General features: G+C 47.8%; 9 protein-coding genes. 8 read left to right on the forward strand and 1 reads right to left on the reverse strand.

Features of this window, described 5'->3' with window-relative positions:
• Both I2H74_RS23755 and I2H74_RS23760 read left to right on the forward strand, forming a co-directional pair.
• A partial coding sequence (locus I2H74_RS23755) for a phosphopantetheine-binding protein (protein ID WP_195576719.1) occupies positions 1-386 on the forward strand: 386 nt, incomplete at its 5' end.
• Between the two features lie 6 nt (positions 387-392).
• Positions 393-14006 (forward strand): non-ribosomal peptide synthetase, encoded by a 13614-nt coding sequence (locus I2H74_RS23760; protein ID WP_195576720.1) that lies wholly within the window; start codon positions 393-395, stop codon positions 14004-14006.
• Positions 14007-14069: 63 nt separating this feature from the next.
• On the opposite strand, the gene I2H74_RS23765 is transcribed toward I2H74_RS23760, so the two are convergent.
• A complete protein-coding gene (locus I2H74_RS23765; protein ID WP_195576721.1) occupies positions 14070-14657 on the reverse strand; it encodes a 4'-phosphopantetheinyl transferase family protein in 588 nt (195 codons plus the stop codon).
• 403 nt (positions 14658-15060) lie between these two features.
• On the opposite strand from I2H74_RS23765, the gene I2H74_RS23770 reads away from it, so the two are divergent.
• The 6 genes from I2H74_RS23770 to I2H74_RS23795 all read left to right on the forward strand — a co-directional run bounded on the left by I2H74_RS23770 (position 15061) and on the right by I2H74_RS23795 (position 20328).
• Complete coding sequence (locus tag I2H74_RS23770; protein WP_195576722.1) at positions 15061-15552, forward strand: GNAT family N-acetyltransferase; 492 nt, start codon at positions 15061-15063, stop codon at positions 15550-15552.
• 43 nt (positions 15553-15595) lie between these two features.
• The gene (locus I2H74_RS23775) at positions 15596-16096 is read left to right on the forward strand and encodes an NUDIX hydrolase (RefSeq protein ID WP_195576723.1); all 501 of its coding nucleotides are present in this window, start codon (positions 15596-15598) and stop codon (positions 16094-16096) included.
• A 199-nt stretch (positions 16097-16295) separates the two neighbouring features.
• Positions 16296-16769, forward strand: a complete 474-nt coding sequence (locus I2H74_RS23780) for a DUF2663 family protein (RefSeq protein WP_195576724.1) — start codon at positions 16296-16298, stop codon at positions 16767-16769.
• A 115-nt stretch (positions 16770-16884) separates the two neighbouring features.
• Positions 16885-17619: a DUF1361 domain-containing protein gene (locus I2H74_RS23785; protein ID WP_195576725.1), complete on the forward strand. Its 735-nt coding sequence runs from the start codon at positions 16885-16887 to the stop codon at positions 17617-17619.
• A gap of 124 nt (positions 17620-17743) precedes the next feature.
• Positions 17744-19438 carry a M3 family oligoendopeptidase gene (locus tag I2H74_RS23790; RefSeq protein ID WP_195576726.1) on the forward strand — a complete coding sequence of 565 codons (1695 nt, stop codon included), beginning with the start codon at positions 17744-17746 and terminating at the stop codon, positions 19436-19438.
• A 161-nt stretch (positions 19439-19599) separates the two neighbouring features.
• Positions 19600-20328 carry a hypothetical protein gene (locus I2H74_RS23795; protein ID WP_195576727.1) on the forward strand — a complete coding sequence of 243 codons (729 nt, stop codon included), beginning with the start codon at positions 19600-19602 and terminating at the stop codon, positions 20326-20328.
• The last annotated feature ends 3 nt before the right edge of the window (positions 20329-20331 follow it).

Below are 20331 nucleotides of genomic sequence, written 5' to 3' on the forward strand. Positions count from 1 at the left end.
TGATGCAATTGGATCAGCTGCCGCTGACACGAAGCGGTAAGCTGGATCGCAAGGCTCTCCCTGAACCGGAGCGTATCCAAAGCGATTCTTATATAGCGCCGAGGGATGAGATGGAACAGATGCTGGTTGATGCCTTCCAAGACATCTTAGGCGTCGATCAGATCAGCATCGATGACAGCTTCTTTGATCTAGGGGGCCATTCCCTGCGTGCAGCAAGACTTATGAGCACGCTGGATCGATCATTCGGCCTTCGTCTATCCTTGCGCGAGATCTTGGAAGAGAAGACGGTACGAAACATTGCCCAGCACTTGAAAATGAAGCAAGCAAGCCCACAGCAAGAGTCACTATTCATGCAGCTTGCGGTTGCTGTCGAAGAGGAGGTTTGATTCCGAATGAGCCGAAAGTTTAGAATGAGCTCCGCTCAAAAGAGATTATTTGTCATGGATCAGTTGCAGCCAGCGAGCATTACGTACAATATCCCCATTCTCTTAAAAGCGAATGGAGAATTGGACCCTGCTCGATTGAACGAAGCCTTGAATCAGCTGTGCAAGCGCCATGAGCTGCTTAGAACTCATTTTGTCCATATCAAAGACAAGTTTCTTCAAGTTATCGAGGACGAGGTTCACTTTGAGCTCGAGTATGGAGAGGGTTCGCTCGAGAATGTGCAGCAGGGCTTCCAGCAGTTCATTCGTCCCTTTGACTTAAGCAAAGCACCGCTTATGCGAGCAAAGATCGTTCAAGTGGAGCATAACGAGAGCGTACTGATGCTGGACATTCCCCATATCATTTTCGACGATGGCTCAACAGGTGTGCTGCTTGATGAACTATCACAGCTGTATAATGGGGAGCTTCTGCCAGAATTGCGTGTTCAATACAAGGATTTCAGTGCTTGGCACAATGCGAGAGATTGGATGGTGCAGGAACATTATTGGCTTCATGAGTATGAGAACGAATTTCCTGTATTGGAATTGACTACGGACTATTCACGTCCCATGGAGCAAAGCTTCGCAGGCGATCGAATCGCTTCTTACTTAAATGATAAGGTAAAGACAGGTGTTAAGGTTCTTAGCAAGCGCACGGGAGCAACAGATTACATGATCCTGTTGTCTATCTTCATGCTTCTCCTTAGCCGCTATAGCCGTCAGCAGGATATCGTGGTCGGCAGTCCAATCGCAGGCCGAGTCCATCCTGATTCACAGCAGATGATGGGAATGTTTGTGAACACGCTTGCGATTAGGGGACAGCTAAGACCAGAAGATTCATTCGAAACTTGGGTGCACGCCATGAAGGAGAAGTGCCTAAGAGCGTATGAGCATCAGGAATATCCTTTTGAGCTGTTGGTTGAAAAAGTAATAGAGGAACGAGATCCGGCACGTCATCCGATGTTTGATGTGATGTTTGCCTTAAATCATGAAGCGGAGGCCCTCACGATTGGGGGCATGGAGCTTGCGCCGCTCGAATTCAACTTCAAGGTTGCCAAGTTTGATTTAACCGTTAGCATGCAGGAAACGAGCTCGGGATATGTGCTCGATTGGGAGTACTGCTCGGCCTTATTCAAGCAGGAGACGATTGAACGAATGGCTGTTCATTTTGAAGCGCTGCTAGAAGACGCCTTAAGCAGGCCGCATGTGCCGCTGGCTGAATTGTCGATGATGACAGCGCAGGAGCAGGCTCAGGTGATGCACAGATTCAATGAGACGGAGCATCCTTATCCGCAGGGACTAACGGCCATTCAAATCTTTGAAAGCCAAGTAGCGGACGCTCCAAACCGCGTAGCCGTGGAGTTCAATGGGCAGCAGCTTACGTATAAGGAGCTGAATGCGAGAGCAAACAAGGTCGGACGCAGGCTGCGAGCGTTAGGCGTTGGACCAGACTGTATCGTCGGGCTTGTGATAGGCCGCTCGCTTGAGATGATCATCGGCATGTACGGCATCTTGAAGGCGGGAGGCGCTTATCTGCCGATCGATCCCGCCCATCCAATCGACCGCATTCGCTATATGCTTGCCGACAGCAAAGCACCTGTTGTGCTGATTGGACCTGGTGGGGAGCAGGTTCGAGAGTCTCTCTTTGATAGGGTCGAGGTGGTTGACCTCATAGCATTCGAGCATGGGTCGCATGAGCAAGGATCGCAGGAGAACCTTGAGCAGCTGACAGAGCCGCATCACTTAGCCTACGTGATTTACACATCAGGGACGACGGGACAGCCGAAGGGAGTCATGATTGAGAACCGAAGCCTCGTCCATCTTGCCGAGTGGCAGCGAGTCGAAGGAGAGATGAATGAGCACAGCGTGATGCTCCAGAAATCAACCTATATTTTCGATGCTGCCGTGTGGGAAATCTTCTCCAGCGGACTCACTGGCGCCAAGCTCATGATGGTCACGGAGTCCGAGAATGAGGATCCGGAACTGCTCTTGAACCTGATACAGAAACAGCAGGTAACGGACGCACTCATTGTCCCGTCTGCCTTCCGCATGCTGCTTGACTACGCAGAGGTTCACGGCAAGGAAGAGGCGCTTCGGGCATTCAAGCGAATCTATCTGGGAGCAGAGCCGGTTACGCCTGATCTGCTTGAGCGGTACACCCGTCTTACGGGTCATGGGGTTGAACGATTAACGAATCTGTACGGCCCAACAGAGGCGACGGTATGCGTTACCTCGCTACGATTCCAGCCTGAGGATCGTTATGCTGCGATACCAATTGGGAAGCCGCTGTGGAATACGCAGATCTATGTGATGAACGGCCGTTCCCTATGTGGCGTTGGTGTTCCCGGCGAGCTGTGCGTGGGTGGAGCAGGGCTTGCGCGAGGGTACTTGAATCGGCCAGAGCTTACGGAAGAGAAGTTTGTCAATCATCCATACCGAGAAGGCGAGCGGTTGTATCGAACGGGAGACCTTGCGCGCTGGACAGCCGAAGGGAATTTGGAGTACTTGGGCCGAATTGGAGAGCAGGTCAAGATTCGCGGCTTCCGAATCGAACTGGGTGAGATTGAGAGCAGGCTAAGAGAAATTCAAGGCGTGCAGGATGCGGTCGTAAAGGTGAGACAGGATCAAGGGGATGTCCTGCTGTGCGGCTATGTGGTGAGCTCCACGACACTTGATCTTAGCAGGATGAAAGACCAGCTGGCCGTCCATCTGCCATCCTATATGATTCCTGCTCATCTGATGCAATTGGATCAGCTGCCGCTGACACGAAGCGGTAAGCTGGATCGCAAGGCACTTCCTATGCCAGCGCTTGCTAAAGAACGAATATATTCGGCTCCTCGGGATGAAGTAGAAGAGCACTTGGCTCAGATTTTTTCAGACATATTAGGTGTCGAACAAGCAGGAATTGATGACAGCTTCTATGAGCTTGGCGGTGATTCGATTAAGGCCATTCGAATGGTGTCGAGGCTTCGTGAGGCGGGGTATGAACTCCAAGTCAAGTCCATCATGCAAGGACGAACGATTCGAGCGATTCGCCCTATGGTATCCAAGCAACAGCTTGTTGTTGACCAGGCACTCGTTACAGGGATTGTGGAATGGACGCCAATCCAATTATCGTTCATTCAGAGCGGCATTCAGCACCCGCATCATTTTAATCAATCTTTCCTGCTTGAAAGCATGGCTTGCGTAGACCGAGCTAGTTTAGAGATGTCCCTGATCGTGTTAGTTCAGCATCACGATATGCTTAGAGCCGTCATTCGCGATGGCGTTCAAGTCGTGCGTGATATCGGGGATGGCGAGCTTTACAACCTGTTAGACATGAATATGAAAGACAAGGAAAGCAAGAAAGAGCTGCATCAAGCAATTGAACAATGCGCGAATGAGATCCAAGCCAGTATGGATCTTGTTAATGGCCCATTGCTTAAAGCAGCCATAATCCGTTCAAGGCTGGGTGACTATTTGTTCCTGTGCATTCATCACCTCGTTGTGGATGGGGTATCTTGGCGCATTCTTTTAGAGGACTTGAACAAAGGCTACCGCATGGCGGAGTCAGGCCAAATGCCTCAGTTCCCGGCAAAGACCCACTCCTATCAGCAGTGGAGCGAGGGGCTTGGACGCTACCGCAGCCGCCCTCAGCTGCTTGCAGAGCTTCCGTACTGGAGAGAGGTGGAGCGAAAGGTAAGCGCAAGCAAGCTTAAGCCAATGGCTTCGGAGTCTAAAGCAGCTATGGGCTATCTGGAATGGACCCTTAGCAAAGAAGCAACACGTGATCTCATGCAGACTGCAGGTCGTGCCTATCACGCTGAAGCGAACGATCTGCTCATGACGGCCCTTTATCGAGCGATTTATCTTGTAACCGGTCAGGATACGGTATCGGTTCTTATGGAAGGCCATGGCCGTGAATCTATTGGCGAGCCAGCTGTCATTGATCGAACAGTTGGATGGTTTACGAGCATGTATCCTGCCGCGATTGATGGCATTGGCGGCTCAATGGACGAAGATATCATTTTGACCAAGGAAAGCTTAAGACGCATTCCAAATCATGGCTTGGGGTACGGCGTTCTAAAGTCTATAGGCAAAGAGCAGGTTCTAGAAGGCGTAACGCCTGATATCACCTTTAACTTCCTTGGCGAGTTCGTACAGGAGAGCGGTCTGGAGGGCTGGAAGCTAAGTGATGCACCGCGAGGTCACGATGTATCTCCGTATAATCACTTCGGCAGCATGCTGTCTTTGAATGGCGCGATCACGAATGGTGTATTGGAAATGTCCATCATGTATAACAAGCAGCAATGCAGCGTCGATGTTGCAGCACAACTGGCTGATCACTTCAAACAGCAGCTTGAGTTGATTCTGGTCCATTGTGCAGGAGTTGAGCGAGCCATAAGGACGGCATCTGATCTAGGGGAAAAAGCTTGGACTCATCGAGCTTTTACCACCGTAGAGAAACGCTATGCCGAGCGTGGTTATCAGATCGAACGGATTTATCCGCTTACTCCTTTACAGGAAGGAATGCTGTTTCATAAGCTGGAAGACCAGCAGGCCGCAAGCTACGTTGTTCAAACTCTTTATCGGATTAGCGGTCCATTGCATGTGGACGCCTTGCGAGCAAGCTTGCAGCTTCTTGCGGAACGACATGAGGTGCTGCGCACAAGCATTGTGCATCAGGATGCTGAAGAGCCAAGGCAGATGCTGATTCAAGGGAGAGAAGTGGAATTTTTGTTCACCCAAGCATCTGATCAAGATCATGATTCTCCAAGTCTTGAAGCCATTTGCGAAGTGGATGTAAAGCGCGGCTTTGATCTGGAGCATGACAGCTTGGTTCGAATGCACGTTATCCAGCTGGAGGAGGAAGAATATCGACTTCTGATGAGCTTCCATCATATCATCATGGACGGCTGGTGCATGTCGATCGTCATGAATGATCTTCAAGCCTTCTATACCAAGCTTGTTCAGGGCATGAGCTTTGAACATTTGCGTACGGAAACCATCAATAAACAAAGGAAGTACGAGGATTACGTTCGATTGATTGCAGAGCGAGACCATTCTAGTGATATGGCTTATTGGGAAGAGCTGCTCCAAGGCTATGAAGAAGCAAGAGGCGTACGCCCAGAAGGCCCTGCCAAGGGGGATGCGGAACCTGTTCGCTATGAAGAGCTGCTGCTGGATGAAGCCTCTACTCGTCAATTAGAGACCTACTGCAAAGCGTATGGAGTAACGTTGAATACGCTGGTAGAAGCGGCGTGGGGCATTGTACTGCAGAGGTACAACAATACGCAGGATGTTGTATTTGGCAAGGTTGCATCAGGGCGCAATGTGGATTTGCAGGGTATTGAGCAGATGGTGGGGTTATTCATCCATACCCTTCCTGTACGCGTGACGACAGACGAGAAGCAAACCATTGCAGGACTGCTTGCACAACTCCAGGAACAGGCTCTGCAAACCGCACAGCATGAAAACAGTTCCCTCGTTGATATTCAAGCCTCTACCGGCTTGGGCAGCCACCTTATTCAAACCCTGCTTGCCTTCGAAAACTATTACGAGCAGGAGCCCGCAGCCAATACCTCCATTCAGTTGGAGCTTGCAGCGGCTAGAGAACAGACCAACTATCCACTTACGTTACTGGCGAACAAATCCAATGTGCTCGGATTCCGTTTTATGTATGATACGAGCTTGTATGGCAAAGACGAAGTCGCTCGTCTTCTCAAGCGGCTCAAGCTGGCACTGATGCAGATGGCGGGGCAACCTACTCTGCCTGTAGCGGAAATTGAACTGCTGGATGAAGTGGAGCATAAGCAGGTAGCTGTTCATTTCAACGATACATCTACGTCTATTGATCGAGATCGAACCGTAGTGGAGATATTTGAGGAGCAGGTGGAACGAACGCCTGGCGAGGTCGCCGTAGTCTCAGAAGATAGGTATCTTACTTATGAAGAGTTGAATGTGAAGGCCAACCAGCTTGCAGCCTTGCTAAGAACCAAGGGTGTTAAGCGAGACCAGCTTGTCGGCATAACTGTAGAGCGCAAAGTGGAGACGATCATAGGACTGCTTGCGATATTGAAAGCAGGTGGGGCTTATCTGCCGATTGATCCGAAATATCCAGAGGAGCGCATTCAGTATTTGCTGAAGGACAGCGGCACGAGCTTGATCTTAACAACAGAATATGCCCTTTCCATCCTAAATACGAAACAGACACCGAATCAAGTGGAAATGCTGCGTTTAAAGGACGAGAGCCTATATAAAGGACCAACAGCTAACCCTGAACGGATAAATTCAGCTCGTGATCTTGCTTATGTTATCTATACATCTGGAACGACTGGTCAGCCAAAGGGAGTAATGATCGAACACCAAAGCATTAATCGTTTGGTAAAGGAAACGGATTATGTGGACTTTTCACGGATTCGGATCCTGCAAACCGGTTCTTTGGCGTTCGATGCCTCGACCTTTGAAATCTGGGGAGCGCTCCTTAATGGAGGCCAGCTTTATCTAGTGGATGAGGAAGTCCTTACAGATACTCAAGCTCTTAAGCGAGCGATTCAACGTTATCAAGTGAATACGATGTGGCTGACGGTGTCCTTGTTCAACCAAATGGTGATGGAGGATGTGACGGCGTTTGACTCATTGAAGAATCTCCTTATCGGAGGCGAGCAGCTGTCTCCTTCTCATGTGAAGCGTCTGCTGGACCATAACTCGGATATTCAATTAATCAACGGCTATGGACCGACAGAGAGCACAACCTTTGCCGTTACCCACCTGATCAAAGAAGCTGCAAGCATTCCAATCGGGCGCCCGATTGCAAATACCCAGATCTATATCATGAATGGCGATCAATTGTGCGGCATCGGAATGCCGGGTGAGCTGTGCATCGCAGGCCTAGGATTAGCAAGAGGGTACTTAAACAAGCAAGATCTGACAGAGGCCAAGTTTGTCCCCCATCCAGAGCAACCTGCTGAGCGCATCTATCGAACGGGAGATCTGGCGTGCTGGAGAGCAGAAGGCATCATCGATTACTTAGGCCGGATCGATGAACAGGTCAAAATTCGAGGCTTCCGTATCGAGCTTCACGAGATTAGCAGCAAGCTGATGGAGCTTGAGCACATCCAGGATGCGGCTGTGATTATGATTGAAGAGGCGGGAGAAAAGCATCTCATGGGCTATGTTGTGGCGGAGCACAAGCTTGATCTTCAAGCAGTGAGACAAGGATTAAGCCGAAGCCTTCCTTCCTACATGATTCCTTCCCAGCTCATTCAGCTGGAGGCCTTGCCTGTAACACGAAACGGGAAGCTGGATCGATTGGCACTTCCAAAGCCATCCTTCCAATCATTCTCCAGCTATACTGCGCCGCGCGATGAGATTGAGGCGCGGATAGCAGAAGCATTTTCATCCATATTAGGCGTTCAACCGATTGGCATTCATGATAGCTTCTTTGAGCGAGGGGGGCACTCCCTTCGAGCGACTCGATTAATCAATGTGGTAGAGCAATCCTGTGGTGTCCGAATGCCGCTGCGTGAGGTTTGGAATCTAGAGACTGTCGCTGGACTTGCAGCTTGGGTGAAAGGGAACGCCACTCAGCAGCTTGAGCCCATTCCGCGACAGCCCGATCAGGAATGCTACCCCCTGAGTTCTGCGCAAAAGAGACTGTTCATAATCGAGCAGATGCAGGGTGCAGCGATTACCTATAACATGCCTAGCATGCTGCGCGTTCGCGGTAGGCTCGATCTTCATCAGCTGCAGCATGCATTGTCAGAATTGGTCGCTAGGCATGAGATACTGCGCACGAGCTTCACCATGGTGAACGGTGAACCTGTGCAATCCATTGCCAAAACGGCAGAGGTTCATTTGGAGCATGGGGAAGGGAGCGAATCGGGGATTGAAGCATTATTCCAAGCATTTATTCGCCCATTTGATCTGAACAATGCTCCTCTTATGCGGGCGAAGGCGGTTCGTTTGCAAGATGAATCCTATCTCTTCATGCTTGATATGCATCATATGGTTCACGACGGCGCATCGGCAGCAATCCTGCTTAGTGAGTTGACAAGACTCTATAATGGTGAGATCCTTCCTGAACCTTCATTGCATTACAAGGATTACAGTCTATGGGAGCAAGGGAGAGATTTGGAGCAGCATAAGAAATATTGGCTTCAGCAATTCAAAGATGAAGTTCCTGTGCTTGATTTGATCGCTGATCATCCAAGACCGCAGCAGAAATCCTATCATGGAAGCAATGTTCAAAGTGCCCTAAGTCCTGAGTTAAAAGAAGCCGTGAAAAAGGCGAGCCAACAAAAAGGGGCTTCCGAATTCATGATTCTGCTCTCGATCTTTATGCTGCTGTTAAGCCGCTATTCGAGACAGGAAGATATTGTTGTAGGGAGCCCCATTGCGGGACGCATTCATCCTGACACCGAACAGATGCTTGGGATGTTCGTGAATACACTTGCGATAAAAGGGAAGCTTTTGCGGAACAGCACCTTCGAGGACTATCTTGATCAGATGAAGGAGAATTGCTTAAGAGCCTTTGAGCATCAGGAGTATCCGTTCGATCTGCTGGTAGAACAGGTTGCAGCGGAGCGAGACATGTCTCGGCATCCAATCTTTGACGTCATGTTCGCGCTGCAAAACAACGAAGAGGCTGTACTCCAGCTTAGTGGAACTTCTCTTGAGCCGGTGAATTATAACTACCAGGTCGCCAAGTTCGATCTTACGTTGACCATGGCAGAGACGGACGAGGGCTATGTGCTCAACTGGGAATATGCCACCGATCTTTTCAACCGCGAAACGATTGAACGAATGGCGGAGCACTTTAGCATGCTTGCCACTCATGCCTTGGGCGAATCTTCACAGCGGCTAAGCACTATATCCGTTCTTACCGAGGACGAGCACAGCATGCTGCTGAATCAATTCAACCCTGCTGATACCTGGCATGAGAATGATAAGTCTGTTGTGGCTTGCTTTGAGGAGCAGGTAGAGCGTACGCCTGACGATATTGCCATTCAAGGCTATGTAGGAAAACTTACGTACCGAGAGCTTAATGAACAGGCCAATCAACTCGCCCATAGGCTACGCCAGCTTGGTGTCAAAAGAGATCACTTTGTGGGCATCATGGCGGAGCGCCGTATCGAAACGATTATAGGGCTCGTAGCTATTCTTAAGGCTGGCGGAGCCTATCTTCCGATCGATCCGAAATATCCGCTGAATCGTATATCGTATTTGGTTCAGGACAGCGACTGCTCCATTATGCTTTCAAGTGAATTCGACCTGTCGCAATTGGAGCATAAGCCTGAGCATATCATCCAGCTTACGCATCCTAATCGTTATACTGACTCTTCGGCTAATCCGATTCAAGTCAATCATCCGAAGGACCTTGCTTATGTGATCTATACTTCTGGCACGACAGGCGAGCCAAAAGGCGTGATGATTGAGCATCAAAGCATCAACCGCCTGGTTATCCGTTCTAATTACGCTGATTTCAAGGATGCGCGTATTCTGCAAACGGGCTCGCTCGCATTCGACGCCTCCACGTTCGAAATATGGGGAGCGCTGCTTAATGGCGGCACACTCTTCCTTGTGGAAGAGGATGTTTTAACGAGTGTTGCATTATTTAAAAAGGCGATTCACGACTTTAGCATTAATACGATGTTTATTACAACTGCCTTGTTTAATCAGCTGATTTCGTTGGATCATGAGATCTTTGACCCTCTGACCCAGCTTCTCTTTGGGGGAGAGTCCACCTCAGAGGAGCATGTTGACTTGCTCGCTTCCCGCAATCCACATTTGCACTTTGCAAATGTATATGGACCTACAGAATGCACCACATTCGCTACCTGCTATCCGATTCCTGCACAACGCGTGCGCAGCAAGACCCCGATTGGAGCTCCCATCGCGAATACGGTGGCGTATGTGATCCAGAATGGCACCTTGTGCGGCATTGGTATGCCTGGTGAACTGCATATTGGTGGTGTAGGGGTCGCCAGAGGATATCTGAATCGACCAGAACTCAGCAGAGAGAAGTTTGTTGAGAATCCTTATCGAAGCGGGGAACACATGTATCGGACAGGGGACCTTGTTCGTTGGACGGAAGATGGACAGCTTGAGTATCTAGTACGCATGGATCAGCAAATCAAGCTGCGCGGTTACCGGATCGAATTGGGCGAGGTTGAAAGCCGCATTCGGGAAATGGATGGTGTTAAAGATGCGGCAGTGATTGTAAGACAGGAGAATGGGCCGTCACTCTGTGCTTATATCGTAGCCGCTCATGGTCTCGATGAAAGCGTGATAAAAGGCCAACTGGCTGAGAGACTGCCATCCTATATGATCCCTGCTCATTTCATCAAGCTGGAGCAGCTTCCGCTTACCAATAACGGTAAGCTGGATAAAAAAGCACTCCCTGCGCCTGAAGCCGCTTCGATGGAGGAATATACGGCTCCGCGTGATCGAATAGAGTATGCACTCGCCGAGGTGTTCCAGGATATTCTCGGAGCTGTACGGGTAGGAATCGATGACAGCTTCTATGATCTTGGAGGAGATTCCATCAAGGCTATTCGAATGGTATCCAAGCTGCGCGAGCATGGCTATGACTTTAGTGTGAGAGCGATTATGCAGGGCAAGACGATTCGTTCCATCCGTAAGAGCATGAATCACTCTCCTATCGTGAGCGTCGACCAGCGAGAGGTAACCGGAATGGCCCGACTTACACCGATCCAAGTGGACTTCTTCTCGGATAGCTTGGCAGTGCCTGCGCATTTTAACCAATCCTTTATGATTGAAACGGCACAAAGGCTTGAATTGCCGAGCTTAGAACGAGCGCTCGATGCTGTCATCATTCATCATGATATGCTTAGAGCCGTTTATCCGGCTGATATTCAGACCGTTCGGGCTATTAATGAAGGCCTGAAGCATGATCTGATATACGTTGATCTCACGGATATGAAGGATTCACAACAGCTGCTTGAACGCATAGAAACTGAAGCGAGCAAGCTTCAACAAAGCATGGATTTGTTTTATGGGCCGCTAATGAAGGCAGGGATTTTTCATACAGATGCATGTGATTATCTGATGATATGCGTCCATCATCTAGTGGTAGATGGCATTTCCTGGCGCATTCTACTTGAGGATGTGCATAAGGTCTATCATGCGGTACGGCAAGGAAAGGATATCATCCTGCCTCCGAAGACCACTTCCTACAAGGATTGGGGAGATGCGCTGGTTCGTTACCGGGAGAGTGAATCACTCCATCGCGAAATCCCATATTGGCAAGGGATTGAACAATTAGTAGAGCAGAGCAAGCTTAACTTGACTGCACAGTCCGGTGAGTCAGGCATCGGCGAGATCGACATTTCCTTTACCTCCGAACAGACGATGAATCTGCTATACAAGGGGGGAAGAGCCTATCAAACCGAAATAAATGATTTGCTGCTTACCGCGCTATGCCGCGCCGTGCATGCTGTTACAGAGCAGCAGACCATTGCTGTAAATATGGAAGGGCACGGTCGAGAGCCAATAGATGAGAACGTCGCGATTGACCGAACGGTTGGTTGGTTTACCAGCATCTATCCGGTTGCCGTATGCGGCATTGGCAAAAGCATTCGGGAGGATATTCAAAGTACGAAGAATCGTCTTAGACAGATCCCGAATCGAGGAATGGGTTACGGCGTGTTAAAGGCATACGGTGAATATGTCCTGAATGGCATCAAGCCTGATATTACCTTTAATTACCTTGGTGAATTCGGGCAGGAGAGCAGTCTCGAGGGCTGGATGATCAGCGATGCGCCAAGAGGCTCAGACATTGCAGAAGCGAATCATTTTGGAACCCCTATCTCTTTCAATGGCATGGTGTCAAGCGGAGTTTTGCGAATGATGGTGAGCTATGATAAACGCATCTGCGATGAACGAGTGATAACGGCTCTTGCCGCAACGTTTAAGAAGGAGCTTACCGAGATTATCTCACACTGCCTTGAGGTTGCGCCGAATGATCATGTTTCGATCGGAGGTATGGAGCCAGATTGGACGGATCATAACTTTGAGCTTCCGGTATTTGTTTGGTATGTATGGAATGAGGACAGTTTATTGAAGACCATTCAGTGCGAGGAAAAGCTATATGAAGTCCTTTTTGTCAATCATTTAACCGAGGAGTCACGGGAAGTGTTGAAGGGTACGCTGCAAGAGCATCAGCTGCAGCATCATCTTCCACATTACATTATACCAATGGACAGATTCCAACAGGCCATGCACGTTATGAGTCGGGATGAGTTTCTAGTATTATGCGAGGCTGAGTCAGCATCCATCGAGAGTGTGGATGAGAAATACTTGCAGCTTGAGCGGTTCAACAAGCAAGAAGCGAACGAAGAACAGCATGTGGTTATGTATCATCCGACTGTATTCCAAGCTTGTTTCATGGCTGCTGACGACATGATTATCGAGGAGAAGGTAGACATTGAGGGCTGGTATGAGGAAAAGCAGATTCGTGATGCTGTATCTCGATTGGCCAAAGAACAGTCGGTGCTTCGTACCTACTATAACCTATCCAAGCAGGGCGCTACGATGTCTGAGCAACCATATAGCGGGAGAGAATACGTGTCCTATCTCAATCTTTGTTATGCATCCTCGGCAGTCCACGAACAAGTAAATGATCTTCTGGTGAAGCTTCGACTTGAAATCTATCAAGGCGGCAGCCATCTTCTGGTGAAGATGCTTGTTACTAAGGATTCAGAGAAGCATCACACGGTTCATTTGTTTGCACATCACAGCGTTTGGGACAAAACGAGCAGCCATATTTTCAGAGAAAGATTGCATGAATATCTTGTGATGGAATCACCGACACAGCAATCCAGTCAGGAGTATCGCTATTCGCAGTACACTCAGGAGATCCAACAAGTAGACGGTTATTCCTCTACAGAGGCAGCTTTAACCGTACAACGATCTAATTTTATGACAAGTACAGCTGCATATTTACGATTCAACGAGAATAATCGTCTGCAAAAATCGGTCGTTTCTTTAATCAAGATGGGGCCAAGAGTAAGCAAGTTGTATAAAGAGCAGCCTTGGGATCTGCTCATGCATTGCATAAAGATCATAGCGAGAGAGAATCAGTTAGTGCCAGATGGAATCTCTTCGCTGCCAGTGTTTGTTCTTCAAGATGACCGAAGAGCATGGACGAATGATTATACTGCGACCTTAGGCGCGTTCCTAGATCTGGTGCCGGTTAATCTCGCTTGTGACTCGAATGCCAGCAATATGGTACCGGTACAAGCTGAAGTCGAGCGGCTTCAACAGATGAAGCGAACACAGCATGTGCATTATCTACAGCTGTTAGCGCAAGTAGAGGAGAGGCTGCCTGCTATTATTCCTTCGATCTTATCGATAAACTATCAGGGAGCTTTCGATCTCACCTACGAGGGCGTACAGCAGATGATTCATGGAGGCAACTATAAAGATACTCCGGAAATCTACGTGAACAGCTATGCTGACTATCTTGTGATCTTCTATCCTTTGTTTGAGCGTCTACAGGGTTCATTAGAAGCGGTGTTGCAGCAGGAATTCGAAGAGCTGGAGTATAAACTTGACGAGCGAGTGGTTAAGCCAGCTTGGTAGGATGATACTGGGAGTCCCGGACCAGAGCCTTAGCTGCAAGGGTTCCGGGTCCCCTATGTTTATCTAGCAAATATCTGAGAGAGTAAGCCTATGTATCTGAAGCGGCATTTCTAGCGAGCATATGCTCATCCAATATCCAGGGTGGAGCTGCTGTTGGAAGTTACAATTGTATTGGTAGAATGACGGGTCAGTGGAAGCCGAAAAGTCAAGCTGAGACATATGATCGGATATTCCGCTGCCTGTCATTTTGAGATAGCTCTCTTTGAGGGTCCAATAGCGGATAAATAGCGCTTCTTGTTCCATGCTTTCTTGCAGGTGTAGGAGCTCCTGCGGACTGCAGACCATCGCTGCAACATTTGGATCATAGGGGACGATATTCTGCACATCAATCCCAATCTCTTGATCGGATATGGCCGCCACAACGCATTCCTCACAATGGCTGATATTGAAATGAATATTCGGAAAGTCTACTAAGTAAGGCTTCTGATTCCCTCGGTAACCAAAACGAAGCGGCTCTGTAATCGAATGCTCATGCTTCACGCCGTAAGCAAGCAGCAAATACGAGATGACGCTCATCTTCTTATCAATCCAGTGCTTGTAGCGGTGAACTTTAAGCTGCCTTTCCTGAGGGAGCCTGTTCAATTGCTGCATGCACATCTCCTCGGTAAAGGTGTCCAAGGAATCAAAAAAATAAATCATACATGGGACCTCTCTGTAATATTTTATTTTGATCCAATCTATTTGTGCTTTTATGTAGACTACATTCCATTATGATGGCATCGACAAAAATTAACAACGCTTAAATGTAATGGGTTCAATAACACTGTAAGGCAGGCCTTAAAAATACCGCCAGTTTGGCGGTGTTTTTATTTTCGGTTCATCTGTTAAGATTTTGTAACAAGAACAGGGGTGAATTTGTGGTGGCATCGCACGAATAATAGCCTTATAATGATCATAACCTTCAGTCGAATACGTGGTACCACTTTGTAACGGCCCCTCCGACAATCACATAGATAGGAAGCGGGCCTATTATTATTGATGGGGAGGGATGAACATGAATGTTCAGATTAGACGCGCCAAGACCAGCGATTATGAAAATGTGTCGCGATTAATAAGGCAGGTTCACCGTTTGCACGTCCATGCTCGTCCTGATATTTATGAAGATAGTGACTATCCAATGGAACGGGATTATTACGAGTACATTGTACACTTATGCCGGTTTCAGATTTGGGTAGTCGAGCAAGAGTCTGATAAGAAGATTATTGCCTATGCCATGACGCGCGTGAACGAAGAAGCTTCCAGGCCGATCTTTCGAACACGCAAGATTCTCATCATCGATGATCTATGCGTAGATGAGGATCGCAGAGGACAGGGGCTAGGGAGAATGTTGTGGGAGCATATCCTGCAATATGCCCACGAAGTTGAGGCGGAGAGCATTGAGCTTGGCGTCTCTGAATTTAATCGAGAAGCGATATTGTTCTATGAGCATCTGGGCATGAAGACAAGAAGCAGACGCATGGAGATGGGTCTGTCACCTAATAATTGAACGATACGCTTTGCCTGCTGCTGAGCGTTGAGAGTGAGGCGGGATGATGGTGCATTATCAATATTGTCCGGTTTGTGCAAAGCCATTGCTGCACTTGCTGTATCATGGAAAACCCTATGTCGAGTGTGAAGAGCGGCATTTTTTGCACTACGAGACACAATCGGTCGGTGCAGCTGCCATTGTTGTATCCCAAGGCAAGCTGCTGCTTGAGAAGCGTGCTGTTGAGCCAGGAATGGGCTATTGGGGCCTGCTTGGCGGAATGGCGGAGCCTGGTGAGCAGATTACGGATTGTGTCGTTCGCGAGGTGCTTGAGGAATCTGGTCTTCACGTTCGAATCAAGAAGCTGTTAGACGTGCAGGGCGGTCATACGACATGTGTTGTGTTCTATGAAGCGGAGGTCGTGGGTGGCGAACTGGTTGCGTCGCCTGAATCCATGGAGCTGTGCTGGTTCGCTCCGGATGATATTCCACTGGAACAGCTGGCCTTCCAATCCCATCGCGAGACGATAATGACATGGATGGCTGGCCATGAATTAGAAGACTAGACTTCTTCTGCAGGATGAAGCAAGAATGACGTTGATGACATAGAGAACATGAGGGAGAAGGCAGCGATTCGCTGCCTTTTTCGTTAACTTTTGTTGGCTTGCGATCATTTTTTCATTTTGCGGGAACGACAAGCATTTTTTATGAGTAGAGCAAGAAAAGAGGGACAACCGCATATATTTCTTCTGAGGTGATCCGTCTATGGCTGCCAAAAAGGACAGCAATCTTCTAGTAAAGGAGCTTCAGGAGCTGCCAATCTCAGAAGATGTTAAATTTATTCTTCTCGAACTGAGCAAACGCAAAAGCAAGATGAATCAGTTGAAAACACGCCTTAGACTGCTCTCCGTAATTAACACTGGCTTGGCCATTATTCTTCTATTCTGGCTTGTGAAGATGAGCCAGATCAGCCATACGGATGTATTCGATCTACTTGCCTACTTAGGATCAAGCAAAGCATCCATCATATTCGTGATCCTATCCATCTCCTCGATGATCCTGACCCAGTCCGTTTCAAAAGAATATAACAAGCACAAGAAAAAGTATGATGATCTTCGCGAAGAGGCGATCTCCCGCTTGAATACTGGCTGGAAGGGCAACGAATCGTCACGAGTACGAGATATGATCTCTACCCTCATGCACCAGATTAATGGTGTCAATCTTCGTCATACGAAGTAGTGATTGGCGACGCTCCTCGAGTCGGTCAATAGTCGTTTTGAAAAGGGGACACTTTATTACAATGAAAAAGTCTCAACGATTGTTGGGACTTTTCATATGTTGAGAGAGGAAACGTATGCATCGATTGGCCAAACCGCATGTACTTTTTCATATGCTATTAAGCTTTCTATTTATGCTGTTAACCGTTTGCTGCTTGCTATTAGGAGATTGGCTTCGAAGTTATACGGGGAGAAACATTTATACCTTTCTACGATGGGACATCTTTCTGGCATGGACCCCGCTATTTATCGCATGGTTGGGAATAGGGGTATGCAAGACAAACTTTATAAAATGGAGGCTTCTGCGCATTTCGCTTGTCCTTGTCTTATCAGTTACATGGTTGGCTTTTTATCCTAATGCTGCTTATCTTGTCACGGATGCTTTACATGTGTATGTTCATTATAAAATTGATCCAAGCATCCGCTTCAGTCATGAATTGGAGTTTTGGCTTCATCACTTTTTATTTTTGCTTGCCAGTCTGCTAGGGCTTGCGCTAGGGAGCTATTCGCTGTATTTGCTGCATCGGCAGCTGAATAGGCGATGGAACAAGCTGTTCAATTGGATCGTCGTGATAGGGATTATTCTGCTTAGCAGCGTCGGTATTTTTATCGGTAGATTTATTCGATGGAATAGTTGGGACATCCTTGACGAGCCCCTAACGATTGTTAAGGATAGCTATGAAATTGTGATGAATGAAGCCACTGCAGGCTTGTTTACGGGTTTCACATTGTTGATGTTCTTCGTTCAGCTGTTCTTCTATGGGGTTTTTTATGTGATTGGTCAATACGGGAACCGACAGGGAAGTCATTAATCGAACCTTGGTAAGCATATTTAACCTGTGATGCGGAAAGAAACGGTGTCCATTAGTGATAAATAGAAAAAATATGGTATTATAGTCTTGTTGCTACTAAGATTGAGAGAGGGTGCAGGACAAGATGAAGTTTAGTGAGCTTCCTTATGAACGTCCGGATGTGAAAGAGTTTGAACAGCAATTCAAGGCTCGTTTAGAACAATTTCGTTCCGCAGAGACCGTAGATGAACAGCATCTTGCGATGTCTGAATTGAATCAGCTTCGCAGCAATGTAGAGACACTGTATACAATTGTTTCGATTCGCCATTCTGTTGATACGAATGATGAATTCTACAAGGCGGAGCAGGAATTTTTCGATGAGCAAAGTCCTGTCATTCAAGAGTACATAATGGAATATTATCAGGAACTGGTAAATTCTAAGTTCCGTGAAGAGCTAGAGGCAAAGTGGGGGAGCCAGCTGTTCCGTCTCGCCGAGATGGCACTGAAAACCTTCCATCCTTCAATCATTGAAGACTTGCAAGCAGAGAACAAATTGACAACCGAATATTCACAGTTGATTGCATCTGCTAAGATTCCGTTCGAAGGCGAAGAGCGCACATTGGCGCAATTGACGCCATTCGAGCAAGCTAAGGAGCGCGATATGCGTAAGCGCGCTTCTGAAGCCCGATATCAATTTATGACAGAGCATGAGGCTGATCTTGACCGTATTTATGATGAGCTCGTTAAAATACGTACGAAGATCGCTCACAAACTCGGCTACAAAAACTATGTAGAGCTGGGCTACGCTCGAATGAACCGCATTGATTACAATGCAGAGATGGTAGCGAACTTCCGCAAGCAGGTAGAGGAGTATATCGTTCCAATCGCAACGAAGCTGAAGAAGCGCCAGCAGCAGCGGATTGAAGTGGACAAACTGTATTATTATGATGAGTCTTTCAGCTTCAAATCAGGCAATCCAACGCCTAAGGGTGATCCAGAGTGGATCATTGCCAACGGGAAGAAGATGTATGACGAGCTGTCTCCTGAGATGAAGGAATTCTTTAATTTCATGATTGATCATGAATTGATGGATCTCGTCAGCAAGAAGGGCAAGCAAGGCGGCGGATATTGCACATATATGAGCAAATATCAATTCCCGTTCATCTTCTCGAACTTTAACGGAACATCAGGCGATATTGATGTCCTGACCCATGAAGCAGGGCATGCTTTCCAAGTGTACGAAAGCCGTCATTTCGAGGTGCCGGAATATAACTTCCCAACGCACGAGTCTTGCGAAATTCATTCCATGAGCATGGAGTTCTTTACATGGCCATGGATGAAGCTCTTCTTTGAGGAAGACACAGCAAAGTATCATTTTGATCATTTGGCATCTGCCTTGCTGTTCCTACCTTATGGCGTTTCGGTGGATGAATTCCAGCACTTTGTCTATGAGAACCCCGAGGCTACTCCGGCTGAGCGCAAGCAAGCGTGGAGAAATATTGAGAAGAAGTATTTGCCGCATCGAGATTATGAAGAGAACGACTACTTGGAAAGAGGCGGCTTCTGGCAGAAGCAGGCTCATATCTTCCAATCCCCGTTCTACTATATCGACTATACACTTGCGCAGGTATGTGCATTCCAGTTCTGGAAACGCATGAATGAAGATTACAAATCGGCGTGGGCGGATTACCTTAAGCTTTGCCAAGCAGGAGGAAGCAAGTCCTTTACGGCTTTGGTTGAGTACGCAGGTCTTAAGTCTCCATTCGAGGATGGCTGTGTGGCATCCGTCATTGACGTTATCGATGAGTGGCTTAGCCAAGTAGACGATACGAAGCTGTAAGAACTCTCGTTGAATCTTGAATAATCGAAGAGGAATCCTTAATCGGGATTCCTCTTTTCATTTTACGGTTGGATAGCTTTCCTAAATGCATATTTGCTGCAGATGCTGATACAAGCTCCTTTTATAATATGAATGATGAGAACATGAAATGAGGACTAGCTATGCGTTATACCAAAAATGAAAGCTCCACATGGGCAATCTCAATCATGGAAGATGTGGATCAAGCTTATCAGCCTTTTGTCGAAGCTTGCATCCATTTCGTTAAAGGGATGCGCCAAACTGCGCTCGTTCAGTTAAACGAATTCGTACATGCATCCTCCCAGTGGCCATTTGAACAAAGACAAAGCTTTACGGCATGGATCATGCAGGTGGTAGAGGGGCATGATGCGGATGTGCTCAAATACCCCTTATCAATTGAGGTGATTTTGCCGACATTAAGAGAGTGGATGCATGCTCCAGATGTAACGGATGAAGTGTTTCTTTGGCTGGCCAAATACTATGGTTATACAGATGGCTTTGAAAAAGAGGACCTGCTAAAGCGGGCGATTGCCCTGAATGGTTTGAACCAGCAGCGCGCTATCGAGATGCTTTGCTATATGTATCTGGACCGGGTTGATTTCTCTGTGCACCACCTGCCCGACTATTATATAGGTGATCCAAAGCTCACATTGATACTGTTGGATATAACGAAAGAGTGGATCAAACAAGTGAAATCGGTCGATACCCAAACAGCACTTAATCGTGAACGGATTCATTATAAACAACTGATTGACGATTGGCTGACATGCATGGCGGAAGCCGAGCAGAGAGGGGAGGAACTGCAGTTTGCAAAGTGGTGCAAGCTCCATGGGCGAAAGTATCATTGGGTGAAGGCGTATTATTATGAGTAAGCA

Source organism: Paenibacillus sp. 1001270B_150601_E10 (assembly GCF_015558675.1).
GTDB lineage: Bacteria > Bacillota > Bacilli > Paenibacillales > Paenibacillaceae > Paenibacillus_B.

Bases quoted from the DNA above. Each gene is read 5' to 3' on its own strand.
- I2H74_RS23795 (WP_195576727.1), top strand. From the start codon at position 19,600: ATGCGTTATACCAAAAATGAAAGCTCCACATGGGCAATCTCAATCATG.
- I2H74_RS23775 (WP_195576723.1), top strand. From the start codon at position 15,596: ATGATGGTGCATTATCAATATTGTCCGGTTTGTGCAAAGCCATTGCTG.
- I2H74_RS23765 (WP_195576721.1), bottom strand. From the start codon at position 14,657: ATGCAGCAATTGAACAGGCTCCCTCAGGAAAGGCAGCTTAAAGTTCAC.
- I2H74_RS23780 (WP_195576724.1), top strand. From the start codon at position 16,296: ATGGCTGCCAAAAAGGACAGCAATCTTCTAGTAAAGGAGCTTCAGGAG.
- I2H74_RS23770 (WP_195576722.1), top strand. From the start codon at position 15,061: ATGAATGTTCAGATTAGACGCGCCAAGACCAGCGATTATGAAAATGTG.
- I2H74_RS23760 (WP_195576720.1), top strand. From the start codon at position 393: ATGAGCCGAAAGTTTAGAATGAGCTCCGCTCAAAAGAGATTATTTGTC.
- I2H74_RS23790 (WP_195576726.1), top strand. From the start codon at position 17,744: ATGAAGTTTAGTGAGCTTCCTTATGAACGTCCGGATGTGAAAGAGTTT.
- I2H74_RS23785 (WP_195576725.1), top strand. From the start codon at position 16,885: ATGCATCGATTGGCCAAACCGCATGTACTTTTTCATATGCTATTAAGC.